8 protein-coding genes are annotated in these 13240 nt (G+C 57.9%); 3 read left to right on the plus strand and 5 right to left on the minus strand.

Annotated elements, in window-relative coordinates; genetic code table 11:
* Window positions 1-25: 25 nt before the first annotated feature.
* Window positions 26-2824: a hypothetical protein gene (locus JO972_RS02190; RefSeq protein WP_309488353.1), complete on the minus strand. Its 2799-nt coding sequence runs from the start codon at window positions 2822-2824 to the stop codon at window positions 26-28.
* A 369-nt stretch (window positions 2825-3193) separates the two neighbouring features.
* On the opposite strand from JO972_RS02190, the gene JO972_RS02195 reads away from it, so the two are divergent.
* The 3 genes from JO972_RS02195 (at window position 3194) to JO972_RS02205 (ending at window position 7377) form a co-directional block, all read left to right on the plus strand.
* Window positions 3194-4654 carry a PLP-dependent transferase gene (locus tag JO972_RS02195; RefSeq protein WP_309488354.1) on the plus strand — a complete coding sequence of 487 codons (1461 nt, stop codon included), beginning with the start codon at window positions 3194-3196 and terminating at the stop codon, window positions 4652-4654.
* Between the two features lie 394 nt (window positions 4655-5048).
* Entirely contained in the window at window positions 5049-5276 is a 228-nt protein-coding gene (locus JO972_RS02200) for a hypothetical protein (protein WP_309488355.1), read from the plus strand.
* A 91-nt stretch (window positions 5277-5367) separates the two neighbouring features.
* Window positions 5368-7377 carry an ATP-dependent helicase gene (locus tag JO972_RS02205; protein ID WP_309488356.1) on the plus strand — a complete coding sequence of 670 codons (2010 nt, stop codon included), beginning with the start codon at window positions 5368-5370 and terminating at the stop codon, window positions 7375-7377.
* Between the two features lie 62 nt (window positions 7378-7439).
* On the opposite strand, the gene JO972_RS02210 is transcribed toward JO972_RS02205, so the two are convergent.
* From JO972_RS02210 to JO972_RS02225, 4 genes are all read right to left on the minus strand, one after another.
* Window positions 7440-7997 (minus strand): DcrB/PsbP domain-containing protein, encoded by a 558-nt coding sequence (locus JO972_RS02210; RefSeq protein ID WP_309488357.1) that lies wholly within the window; start codon window positions 7995-7997, stop codon window positions 7440-7442.
* Window positions 7998-8122: 125 nt separating this feature from the next.
* Window positions 8123-8743, minus strand: coding sequence for a hypothetical protein (locus tag JO972_RS02215; RefSeq protein WP_309488358.1), 621 nt, complete (start codon window positions 8741-8743; stop codon window positions 8123-8125).
* Window positions 8744-8836: 93 nt separating this feature from the next.
* Window positions 8837-11998: an efflux RND transporter permease subunit gene (locus JO972_RS02220; protein ID WP_309488359.1), complete on the minus strand. Its 3162-nt coding sequence runs from the start codon at window positions 11996-11998 to the stop codon at window positions 8837-8839.
* A 27-nt stretch (window positions 11999-12025) separates the two neighbouring features.
* Window positions 12026-13192 carry an efflux RND transporter periplasmic adaptor subunit gene (locus JO972_RS02225; protein ID WP_309488360.1) on the minus strand — a complete coding sequence of 389 codons (1167 nt, stop codon included), beginning with the start codon at window positions 13190-13192 and terminating at the stop codon, window positions 12026-12028.
* Between the last annotated feature and the right edge of the window lie 48 nt (window positions 13193-13240).

The raw sequence follows: 13240 nt of genomic DNA on the forward strand, positions 1-13240 counted from the left end.
GATCAGAGCTGGGTGACGGGAGGGGTTAGCCGGCGGGAACAACGTCGGACGGGCGGGTGTCGGGTCGGGCTGCCTTCGGCAAAGCGGGGTGAGCGATGTCGGGGTTCAGGCTGCGGCGGAGATTTTCCAGGGCGCGGGTGCGGGAGCGGATGTCTTGCTCTTTCTGGATCATTCGCATGACCTTGAGCATGAACTCGAAATCTTTATCCTCGCTTTGCTGCTGGCCACCGCCGCCCTCACCGCCGCCGCCGGCACCACCTTGGTCACCCTCGAGCTGTTTGGCCCACTTTCTGAGCTGCTCGGCCCATTGTTTCGATTGGGTAATGGCGGCGAAAGAAAGGTTGGCGGAAACGCGGGAGGAGAGGATTTCCATCGCCTCGTCGATGCGGGAGTTCTTCATGGCTTCCACCAATTGCTTGTGCTCCTCTTTTTGGGTGCGGGCGTAGTAGTGGGCGAGATCCTCCTGGATCCAGCGCACGTCCGAAGCGGTCTGGCGCTGCTGATCGGAGGCTCCTTTGATGGTGCGCTGCTCCACAGGATCGAGCTCTTCGAACGAGCTGCCGATGACCTTGTCGATGGCATCGATGAAGGCGGAGGCGATACCGTCCTGCTCGTTGGCGGCCCTTTTGAGTCGATTGACAAAGGTGCTGGCCTCAAAGTTCTGGTTGGCCTCATTGGCGTCCTTGAGTGCCTGCTTCATCTTCTCGAGAGCCTTTTTCTGCTCCTCGACGGCCTTTTTCATGTCCTCCTTGGATTTCTCCTCGGTGTTGCGCTGGCTTTGGGCGTCTTGGAGTTTTTTCTCCACCTTGGGCAGATCCTCCTGGGAAAGTTCACGCATCGACTGCAGTGCCTTGGACATCTTTTTCAGCGCGTCCTTATCGATCTCGCCATTGCGCACCGCGTCTTTGAACAGCTCCTCCATTTTCTTGGTGAGTTCCTGCATGCGTTCCTTGTTGGCTCGCTCTGCGTCCTGCTGCTTCTGCAGTTTTTTCAAGTTCTCCTCGGACTGCAGGTCCTTGCCGTCCTTGCGCTCGAGGCGCTGGTTTTCATCGTTGAGGTTCTGCTCCTTGCGGGCGATGTCTTCGAGCTCGCCGATGGCGCGGTCGAACTCATTTTTCAGCACCTGCGCATGTTCGTCACGGGTGAGAATGTAGAGCACGACTGGCTCGGAGTAAACCCGACCCCGTCCCGGTTTATAATCCTCGGTCCACGATCTCAGGGTCAGCTTCTGTGGGGCGATTTCGAGGTTGGCCGGGGAGAAGGCAAAGGGCTGGCTGATGGTGGTGCGGGAGGGAGAGCCTTGTTCCAGAGTCAGCTCGCCCTTGGCCGGCGTGCCACCGGTGGGCTTGGTGAACTCTCCCTGCCAGGAGATGCCGCAGGCTTTCAGACCGTAGTCGTCCTCGGCGAGCACTTCAAAATCGATGGTTTCCTCGGCCAGCATGATGTGCTGGCGCTCGATCCCCTGAATGTAGGTCGACGGCAACTGGTCCTGAGCCGTCTCCAGGCGCAGTTTTACCGGCTTGTCGGCCTTCAATCCATAAATATCGGTCCACTGCATGGGGATGACCAGCGACCGGCGGCCCATGGTGATGGGGGCGGTGGTCATCTGGCGGCTGTTGAGTTTCAGCGCAATATCACGGGGTGGAATTTCTTTTTCCACTTCCACAATGGCGTCATTCTTGGGCTCGGTGGATGGTGGGGTCGGATGAGCTCCGCCAAATGGAGAACCGGCATCTGCCGCTCCAGCGTCAGGCTGGGGCAGTGATTCGGACGGCAGGGTGATGACCTGGGCACTGCCGGATGAAAGGGCCCGACTAGCCACCGCCTGGATGGTCACCTCGCTGCCCTCGAGCACGGAGAGGAAGCCTGAGCGGAGGTCGGCGCTGATGTCCTCGCGTTCCAAGTAGGCCGGCAACTTCACTGCTGCGCGCAGGTTTTCAACGGCTGGACGGATGACGGGTTCGACCGGAAGGCTGGCGCGCGCGTCATCGGCCTCGATGTGGAGGTGGTCGGCTGCGCGTTGGGCGGGGAAAACGAAGGCGTATGCGCCATCCACCAACGAGGCCTCCACCCATTCTCCGTTGCCGTAGCGGGCGCGGGCGGTTTCAGGGCTGCGATTGGTGTCTGCGCTCAGTGGCACGCTGAGGGTGAAAGTTTCCCCGTAAGGAACGTGGTGGGGTGTGCTGATCCCGGAGAGGTCGAGCTGGGTGAAGGTGAAACGCTCCGTGTTGGCCAGCGGCATCAGCCAGCGCTTCAGCGCGTTGACACCTGCCTGTGGGGCGGTGATCAGTGCGGCGACCATGAGCAAGAAGAGCACCATGACCACAAGCGACCACTTGCGGTGGCGGGCGGCAGGCAGGGCCTCCAAAAGATCTCGACCCGCGGCATCCGCGGCAACCGTGCGCATGGCAGCGGCGCGCAGGGCGGGGGACAGGCTGTCTTTTCCTTCCACCTGATCCTGCAGTTCGACGGCACCGAGCAATCGATCGCCAAGTCTCGGATAGCGGCGGGCAATGAGCTTGGCCAGCTGGTTTTCACGACGGTGGCCGTAGACCCAGCGGCGAATCCAGTAGGGGGCGAAAAGGGCAAAAAGGGAAACGCCGACCAGTAAAATCACCAAACGCACCATGTTCGGCGTCTCGAACAGGCGATCGAGCCCAAACACCAGGAGGAAGGAGAAGAGCAGACCGAAAAAACCCGCCAGCACGGCCTCGGCAATCTTGATTTGCCACAGCCGCTTTTTAAACCGCTCAAGCTGGTTTTGCAGTCCTTGCGGAATGGGTGCTTGGTGCGGTGGCTGCGATGAGGGTAATGGATCGGACATGATAGGAGGAGATGGCTGATTCTCGGACTTAAGCTATGGATACTGTGTGCGATGCGGTAGGTGGATGCAATGACTATTCACCGTGGGCCATGGAGTTGGATGACCCAAGGGCGGGCAGCCTCGGGGGAATTGACACAGCAGTCCTAGACGAGCTTTCCATGGTTTACGGTCTGTTCCCTACGGATATCTCATAAATGTAACGCCGTGGAGAGGGATTTTTTTGATAAAAGATGTCTTATTTCTCCGAGGGATGCAGCAGGGATGGTGCCAATCTGGAATCGGGAGGAGCAGAGGGGGGAATGGGTGGGGCGGTATATGGGCTTGCATATTATGGTGTCTCGACTATGCCGTGGCTGACTTTTGCGTGATTTGAAAACAGAGCCTGCATGGCGTGAGGAAGACCTCGGAATGCCGCTGCCAAAGACGCAGCATGCATGTTCGGTGTGCCTGCCTACCTGGGACTCTGTTCTCGGCTACGAAGAAGGGCGCGAAAAAGTCATCCAAAAACTCCGCAGCGGCTACCCACGTTTCTTCCGCCACCCGGCGATTGCGAGGCTGTTCAAAGAGGCCACCTTGGCGCTCACGGAAAATGGCTCGAAGGCGGTGGTATTTCCCAACAAGGATACTGCGCAGCGGGCGCAACGCTTTGTGGAAAAACGGTCCGGATCCGCCTCCCGCATTGTCAGCTACGAGGGACTCCAGGCCCTGGTAGTCTCGGAGGCCGACTTTTCCGTGGCGATGGAATACTGGCGATACACCGGAGAAATCGTCAGTAGCCGACAAGCCGAGCGCATTCTACAGGGCAGGACGCCCTCTGAGTTCAATCCGAAAAAGCTGCTCCGCAAGCTGGCGGGTCATGCCAAGTGCTCGGACAAACATATTTATCTCTACGAAAACGGCATGGCGGCACTCTTCGGGGTGTATCGCCTGATCAGCCAGCTGCGCCCCGGTAAGAAATCGCTGCAATTGGAATTTCCTTACGTCGATGCCATGCGGGTGCAAAAGCACTTCGGCAATGGCGTGGTCTTCCTGAACGAAGCGGAAGGCGAATCCTTCGAGCAAGCGCTGCGGCGCATCAGCAAGGGCGAGTTTTCAGCGGTCTTCTGCGAGGCTCCGAGCAATCCGCTGCTGCGCACCGTGGATCTCGAGACCGTGTCCTCGGCCTGTCGCGAGGGCGGGGTGCCGTTAATTGTCGATGACACCATCTGCTCGGCAATCAATATCGATGTCTCCCGCTACGCCGACGTGGTCCTTTCCAGCCTGACCAAATGGGTCTCGGGCCGGGGCGATGTCATGGCCGGCCAGGTGCGGGTCTGTCCTCGCTCGCCATTTGCCTCTGATCTGCTGGAGTTCCTGGAAACCGATTGCCCCGGGCACTCGCGACTGTTTGCCTCGGACGCCCGCGTGCTGGCACGCAATGTCAACAGCTTCGCTCGACGCATGCGCGAGTGCAATCGGAACGGAGAAGCGGTCGCCGATTTCCTCCTCGCGCATCCGGCGGTGGAGAAAGTGTGGTATCCCAAGTTCACCACGCCCGAGCTGTATCAGGCGGTGAAGCGTGATGATGGCGGCTACGGCGGCTTGATTTCCTTTGTGCTCAAGAACCGCAAGAAGTCGCCCAGAGTTTTTGATGCCCTGCAGCTCTCCAAGGGGCCGAGTCTGGGCACCGATTTCAGCCTGGCCTGTCCTTATACCTTACTGGCTCACTATGATGAGCTGGAATGGGCCGAAGGCTGTGGTCTCGACCGCAATTTGATCCGTCTCTCGGTGGGGCGCGAGGAGCAGGAAAGTCTGATCGAAGTGATTGGCAAGGCTCTTGAAGAGGCCTGATTTGCATAAAATGCACCCCGTGCTGCAAAATCAAACCATCTCAAGGGGAATTTTTTCCCCAAAGGGGTAACTTTTTTTCACCTCGTCGATCGCTCGCAAAGCCTTATAGATCAAGGCTTGCGGCTTCTTAGTATCCTTAGCATGTTTATAAACATTGTATTTAGCCCTTGCGCCAGCAGGCTTTGAGCTATATTTCACTCATGTCGCTGTGACATCAGATGAGATGATCCTTACTTCATTGAAAAGGGGGTTGATTTCAACTGATGGACATAGTCAAAATCGTGAGTTTGTGGCTAAAATGTCAATTTTTGCCAAACGCACCCCCAAAAACGCGACAAAGCGTTGAAACCACCCAGTATCAAGCAGCCTAATATAAACCATTACCCATATTAACATGGCTAGAAATAAGACCAAATTAGCACTTCGAGTGAACGATGATAATCCGAACCATCACCTGTGGAATAACCGCGGCGTTTGGTGGTGTCACTTGACCGTTCATAAAAACGACGCCACCTCCGAGCGTTTGAGATTTTCCCTCAAGACCCGCGACCTCGAGAGTGCGCGTGACCGTCGCGATCGCATTCTTCGCGACATTGCTGAGCACTACGAAGTGGCGGCATAAACCTTCTTTTTTTTCAAGTAAGCGGCAATATTGGGCAGAATCCCGATATTGCCGCTTCTCTTTATACACGGCTCCGCTAAATTCCAACGCCATGGCGCGTGAATACCGGATAGCATCAGGCAAAAGTAAACCAGGCGGTTCAGGCATCGACTATGCCGCCGAACTCAACGAGCAACAGTATGCCGCCGTGGCATCCGCTCCTGGCCCAGCCCTTGTGATTGCTGGTGCCGGATCAGGCAAAACGCGCACCCTGACCCACCGTGTTGCCTATTTATTGGATCAGGGTGTGGACCCTGGCAATATTCTGCTGCTGACCTTCACCAACAAAGCCGCTCGTGAGATGTTAGAGCGGGTGCAGCAACTGGTGCCCAGCGATATCAGCGCGCTTTGGAGCGGCACCTTCCACTCCATCGGAAACCGGATCTTGCGCCGACACGCCGACGAGTTAGGCTTCACCAAGTCCTTCTCCATCCTCGATCGCGACGACCAGAAGTCGCTGATGACCGAGGTGGTGAAAAGCTGCAACATCGACACTGGTGGTCGACGTTTCCCCAAGGCTGATCTGTTGGCATCGATCTTCAGCCTGGCGGAAAACACCAGCGAAGACCTCAATGAAATCTTAGAAATCCGCTATCCCCACCTCGAAGAGTGGTCGGATGAAATCCACGAAGTTCAAAAGGGCTACCGGAAGAAAAAGAAGCAGACGAACTCGATGGATTTCGATGACCTGTTGATTCTGACCCTTAAGCTGCTTCAGGACGATGAGGATCTGCGCCATCTCTATCAGCGCAAATTCCGCCACGTGCTGGTGGACGAGTATCAAGATACTAACAAGGTGCAGTGTGATCTGATTGATCTTCTGGTCGGTGAGAAGCAATACCTGATGGTGGTTGGCGACGATGCTCAGTCGATCTACTCCTGGCGTGGTGCCGACATGTCGAACATTCTCAGTTTCCAAGAGAAATACCTCGAGGCCCAAGTTTTCAAAATCGAGACCAACTATCGCTCCACCCCGGATGTGCTTGAGCTCTCGAATGCGGCGATCCGTCCTAACAAGCAGCAGTATGAAAAAGAACTGCGAGCCGTCCGCGAGCAGGGGATGACTCCTGCGCTGGTGCCCTTGGACGATCCGTCGATTCAGGCGGAATTCATCGGCGAGCGTATTGATGAACTGATCGGCGAGGGTGTCGAGCCGGAAGAAATCGCGGTGTTGTATCGGGCGCATTACCACAGCATGGAAATCCAGATGGAGTTGACCCGACGTCAGCTACCGTTCCAGATCACCAGTGGCTTGCGTTTCTTCGAGCAGGCGCACATCAAGGACGTCTCGGCGATGATTCGTTTTGTGGTCAATAGTCGCGACGAAGTGAGCTTCAAGCGCATGGCTCTGCTGCTCCCGGGGATCGGGGCGAAGACCGCCGACAACTTATGGACGGCGTGGACCAACTCCGCCGCCGGACGCAGCGTCGAGGTTCCGAAGTCGTTTTCCGAAACCTTGCTGAGCTTCAAAGTGCCGGCGAAGGCGAAGGACACCTGGCAGCAACTCTGTCACACCCTCGACGAACTGGCGCCCGATGGAAAATTCGAGCGACCGTCGAACATGATCTTCAGCATCCTCGAGGGCGTCTATCAGGAATACATGAGTGTCAGCTTCGACAACCACGAGCACCGGCGCAACGACATCGAACAGCTGATGCAGTATGGTGAAAGCTACGAAGATGTGCTCGAATTTCTCGCCCAACTTTCGCTTATGTCCTCGGTGGACGGTGATCCTAACAATAAGGAGAAAAAAGACGAAGGGGTGATGCTTTCCTCCATCCACCAGGCGAAAGGTCTGGAGTGGAAGGTGGTCTTCCTGGTCTGGCTGGCTGACGGCATGTTCCCGAACGGGCGCGTGCTGGAGTCCGATGATGAGGAGATGTTAGAGGAGGAAAGGCGACTGTTTTACGTCGCGGTCACTCGAGCCAAGGACCAGCTCTATCTGACCTATCCGATGACCAATCCGAAGAGCTACACTGGCGATTACATGACCCGGCCGTCGCGTTTCCTCGATGCCATTCCCACGGAGCTGACCGAGGAGTGGAAGGTGTCAGCGTGGTGATGCCGTGAGCAAGGTGGCCCACACCTTTTCAGGCTAATGTGGTCGGCTCAGTCGTCGCCGAATCAATCGATGATCTCGACACTGCCGAACACGTGGTCTCTGATGAGCTGGGTGGCTGCGGCGGTGGATTCGCCACGACTGATGATCTGGATCTGCCAGAGCTCCATGCCGCGGATGAAGATCAGCACGTGGTGGTTGAAGCTTTGGCCGTCTTTCTGATAGGTGAATGCGAGCTGGCGGGCTGGCAGTCCGGAGGCGGTGGCGGGCTCCTTGGTGCTGACGAAGGATGTGATGCCTGGCAGTGAGCGGATCTGGGTGATGGTGCCGTTTGCCGAATCGTCCAGGTCGATTTCGGCGGTGGTGTAGGTGCTGTGGATGATGCTGAGCTGTGTCGCGCCACTGACCACCTTGTAATTTTCAAACTTGGCCACCAGCGACTTCAGTCCCTCCGGCAGACGGATGTCGCCAATCACCGGCTTGTCGGGCAGTTCGAGGCTGAGTCCGGCGACTTCATACACGGTTAAGTGATTGTTGCTGGTGCTGTTAGTTTCTTTGTCTTTGCAGGAAACGAGACTGAGTAGTCCGAGAGCAATCGTGATGAGTAGAAGGTGTGTTTTCATGTGTGTTGATGAAGAACTTAAAGGCTCCATGAGAAGGAGTCCAGAGGAAGTCGGCGGCAGGATTCACAAAAAAATCCCCCTGTCCGAAGACGGGGGGATGGTTGAATACGAGAGCCTAAGGGCGTTTAGTGGGCGCAGGTGCAGGCGTATTCCTGGTGGCCGCAGCTTGAGCAGTCGCTCATGTTGAGCATAAATTTGGCCCGCACCGGTTGCGCGTCCGAGGTGGTTTGCACCGTGACGATGGTGGGGAAATTATTGCCCTCTGGGATGGTGGCGCTGGACACGAGGACATTGGAGTCTCCTTTTTTCGTCGGGTTCAGCGTGGTCGGATTGCTGCGATCGCCGCAGATGACACTGACGGTCTGATTTTTGGGCGCGATGGCTTGGTTCTCAGCATTGAGGAAGGTGATTTGCACCTTCTTGTCCTTGGTTATCAGGAATTCAGCATGGAAGTCAGGGCCTGTGATGATGCGTCCACCATTGGGGCCGGCCGGTTTTTCTTCGTGGCTGTGGCCTTCGTGATCGCCGTGGTCATGGTCATGGTCATGACCATGGTGGTCGCCATGTGCGCCCGGTCCGTGGTCGGGCACTCCGTCGCCATCGTGGTCGTGGGGAACGGGGGCCTTGTGTTCTTCTGCGCCGTGATCATGGCCGGCGTGCGGGTCTGTATCGGTTTTTTTGTCGTCACAGCTCACAAAGGCAAAGCTTAGCGATGCCAGGGCGGCGAGGGTGGATGTTAGTTTCATAGTGGGTATATGTGTAGGGTCTATTGTATGTGAACGAGCGTGTGGTTATCCTACGCTCGGAGGAGGATTTGTCATTTCGAATATGTTGGGGATTTACTGGGTGGCGGGGGCTTCGTTCTCCAGTGCGCGTTGCGCCGCTTTGCGACCAAAGGCCCAGAATACGGCGGGCGTGACTCCAAGGCCGAGGAAGGTGGATGTGACCAGCCCTCCGACGATGACGATGGCCACGGGATTCAATATTTCTTTCCCTGGTGCTTCCGTAGGGTTGGAATCCGGCAGGAAGGGAAGGAAGCCCATATTGACCACCAGCGGGAGCAGGGCGATGCCGGCGGAGAGGGCGGTCATCAGCACGGGGACGAGTCGCTCCAAGGTGCCTCGTTCAATCATCTCGCGGGTGAACCCTTCGCCTTCGTGTTTCATCAGGTGGAGGTAGTGGGAGATCATCATGATGCTGTTTCGCGCCGCAATGCCGGCGACGGCGATGAAGCCGACTAGGGTGGCGATGCTGATGTTGTTGAGGGTCAGATAAGTCAGCACGATCCCCCCGATCAAGGCAATGGGGATGTCCGCTAACACCTGCAGGGTGAAGACCGCTGTGCCAAAGTAGGAGTAGAGCAGAAAGGCGATGATGACGAGCACCAGCACCGACATCAGCGCGATCCGTTTCGAGGCCTCTTGCTGGGCGACATACTGCCCCTCATAGCTGATGAAGTAGCCGTCGGGCAGATCCACTTTCTGGGCTACCTGCTTTTGTAAATCCTCGACCAGTGAGACGAGGTCTTTGCTGGTGGGGTTGATACTGACTACAAAACGGCGCTGGGTGTTTTCGCGCATGATGGTGTTCGGCCCCTTAGCCTGACGGATGTCGGCGAGGTTTTTCAAGGGGATGCGGAGGCCGCTCGAGGTATCGATGTACATGTTCGCCAGACGTTCCGGCGACTCCCGCCACTCCTGGGGCAGTTTCACCACGACATCGAAGATGCGCTGTCCTTCGTAGATCTCGGAAACCGTTTCGCCGCCTAACAGGGTGGCCAAGCGGTCGTTCAATTCACCCGGGGTGATGCCGTAGGCCTGGGCCCGTTCGCGGTCGACTTCGATCCGCAGCTGGGGGATGGGAGCTTGCTGTTCCACCCGGGCTTCCTCCAGCCCGGGGATGGCGCGGGCGATGGTTTGGATCTCGGTGCCGATGCGGCGCAGCTCGTCGAGGTCGTCACCCTTGATCTTGATCGCAATTTGGGCCGACACGCCGCTGAGCATGTGACCAATCCGGTCCTCCAGCGGGCTGCTCATCGCGGAGAAGGTGCCGGGGAGGTTCTTGGCGCTCATGACCTGGCGGACTTCTTCCATGATGTCGCTGCGGCTGCGGTCGCTCTCGGAATCGAAATCGACCTCGAATTCGACGGTGGAGACTGGCACCACGTGATCGCCCCGTTCGGCCCGACCGGCCCGGTAGCCGACGGTTTTCACCCCATCGATGGCCATCAGCATCTTGCTGGCGGTATCGGCCAGCTCGGTGGTTTGCTTCAGTGAGGTGCCGGGGGCGGTGGTGGTGGCGATCACCGCCGTGGGCTCGCGGAATGAGGGCAGGAAATTATTGCCCATCTGCGGGTAGAGCAGAGCCGCCGTGATCAGCAGCATGGAGGCCGCGCCGATCACCGTGAACGGCTGGGCGAGGGCCACTTTCAGCCAGGTGTTTTTCAGCACCCATTTCATGGCCCGGACCAGTGCGCTCTCCTTGCTCTTCTTATTCTGTTTCGGGTTGAGCAAGAGTGAGGAAAGCACAGGGATCACAGTCAGCGAGACGACAAAGGAGGCGGCCATGCTGACGATGGTGGCGATGGCAATGGGGGTGAACAAACGTCCCTCGACACCGCTGAGCGCCAGCAGCGGGATGAAGACCAGAATGATCAATGCCGTGGCGTAGAGGATGGAGCTACGCACCTCCGAGGAGGCTGCGGCAATGACCTCTAACTTGGGTGCCGGCACCTCGTGGTTGGCATTTTCCTTCAGTCGGCGGAAGACGTTTTCAACATCCACAATAGCGTCGTCCACCACCATACCAATCGCCACGGCCAGACCGCCAAGGGTCATCGAATTGACACTGAGGTCGAAGAGATCGAATACCAGGATGGCGATGCCGAGTGACAGCGGGATGGAGGTGAGCGTGATCAGGGTGACCCGGAAGTTCATCAAAAAGAGGAACAGGATCAGGCAGACCATGATGCCGCCGAGCCAGAGCGCCTCAATCAAGTTGTGAAACGAGAGGTCAATGAACTCGGATTGTTTGTAAATGGGGGTCAGCACCACGCCCGGTGGCAGGCTTTTGCGTAGCTCTTCCAGAGTGGCGTCCACTTCCTTGGTCAGCGCCAGGGTGTCGAAGCCGGGGGATTTGGTAATGCTGACGACGACACCACGGTCGCCATTGGCGGAGGCGTCACCGCGCATCGGTTCGATGCCCCACTCGACGCGAGCCACGTCTTTGATCCGGATTGAGCGATCGTTCACCTGCTTGACCACGGTGTTGCCGAGGGCATCCAGGTCGGTGGTCATGGCCAGATTGCGGACCATGATTTCCTGGGTGCTTTCGGTGAGAAATCCGCCGGTGGTATTGTTCACCACGTGCTGTGCGGCCTTGTGGAGCTCGTCGAAGGTGATGTCGTGAGCGAGCATTTTCTCCGGATCCGGTTGGATCTGGAGCTGCTTGATCCCACCGCCCATGGAGAGCACCTCGGCGATGCCGCGGATCCCCTGGAGTCGACGCGCAATGGTCCAGTCTGCCATGGTGCGAAGCTCACTGGGCTCCATGCTGCCGCTGGGGTCGGTGATGCCTAACAGCATGATGTTTCCCATCAACGAGGCCACCGGGGTCATGTAGGGAACCACGTCCTTGGGAAGGGTTTCGGAGCTGCCCATGAGCCGTTCCTGGACGAATTGCCTCGCCTGATAGATGTCGGTTCCCCAGTCGAACTCAACAAAGATCAGCGAGAGTCCGACGTCACTGGTGGCCCGAAGTCGAGTCACCCCGGTGACGCCCATCAGGCTGTTTTCCAAGGGCACGGTGACCAAGGTTTCCACCTCCTCGGGGGCGAGGCCCGGCGACTCGGTGAGGATGGTCACCGTGGGTTTGGTGAGATCGGGAAGCACCTCCACAGGGAGCTGGGTGGCGCGGTAGTAGCCCATCGCGAGCAGCACCAGGGCGATGGTTAGAATGAGTCCCCGTTGCGCCAGGGAGAATCTGATTAGCTTGTTTAACATGGCTTGGGTCAGGTTGGGTTCAGGGGCTTATTCGGCGGACTCGCGCTCGCTCAGCACCTGCTTCATCGCGATCGAATGACGCACGCTGGTGACGACCAGTAAGACCAGCAGCAGACCGGTGGAGCAGGCCAGTAGGATGACGGTGGGGCTCAGGCTGGCTGAGCCGTCGTTGGGATTACTTTGCTTTTCCTTCGCCGTCCGCTGTTCCGCTGTCATCTCGCTGCCGTCGGCGTTGTGCTCGTGGCCGTGGGCCGCATCGAGCGCCTCCTTGAGTGAGATGCCGCTGCCGCTCGAGAAGCTGAGGGCGTAGGACCCTTTGGTGACCACTTCATCGCCGGGGAAGAGCCCCTTGACGATTTCCACATAGCGATCGTTGCTCTCCCCGGTTTCAACCGGCAGGCGGGTGAAGGCATTTTTAATGTCGAGGTGTTTGACGTAGACGACGCGATTGGCTTCGTCGCCTTGCAAAGCTTCCCTGGGCACTGCCATCACATTTTTCCGGGTGGAAGTGACGATGGAAAATTCAGTGCGCATGCCGGGGCGGACGCGGAGCGTTTGGTTGGGGACGCGGAAAATGGCGCCGATGGTTCCGCCTGCACGGTCGGCCTTGGTGTCGAACCTGAGCAGTTCGCCATCGATCATTTCGCCGCCCAGCGCCGGGATGCGGATGTGGGCTTTGGTGCCTGGTTTGATCTGGCTGACCGCATCCTCCGGCACCTGGGCGGTGGCCCAGACTTCGGTGAGATCGACGATGTCGAGCAGCTCCTTTTCCGGTTCCACCGGCTCACCGAGTCGGATGTGGCTGGCAAGCACCAGGCCATCGCGCGGTGCCTTGAGTTCGATGACCGGGGGGGGGCTGCCTGGCTGGCGGCTTTCCACCTTCACCAGCACGTCTCCCTTTTTCACTCGATCGCCCTCGAAGACCCGGACCTCGATGATCCTGCCGGCAATTCGACTGCTTAACACGGAGTGGTTCTGTGGCACTTCGCGGATATGTCCGACGGCGAAGATGGTGCGTTCGAAGTCCTTGGCTTCGACCAGTTCGTATTGGATGCCGAGGTTTTTAATGCCTTCGGGTTGCAGCGCGAGGAAGCCATCCGAGGGGTCGGTTTCGGTCGCGGCGGCGAGTGGTAAGGATAATAGGGAGCTGGCGAGCAGGCTGCGCGCGATAGTCGTTAAGGTGTTAGGAAACATGGTAAAAAATAAGTGTTAGAATGAAGTGGCTTGAGCCCAATGAGAGCG

Origin of the sequence: Oceaniferula flava, assembly GCF_016811075.1 — a bacterium.
In the GTDB taxonomy this organism is placed as follows: Bacteria; Verrucomicrobiota; Verrucomicrobiia; order Verrucomicrobiales; family Akkermansiaceae; genus Oceaniferula; species Oceaniferula flava.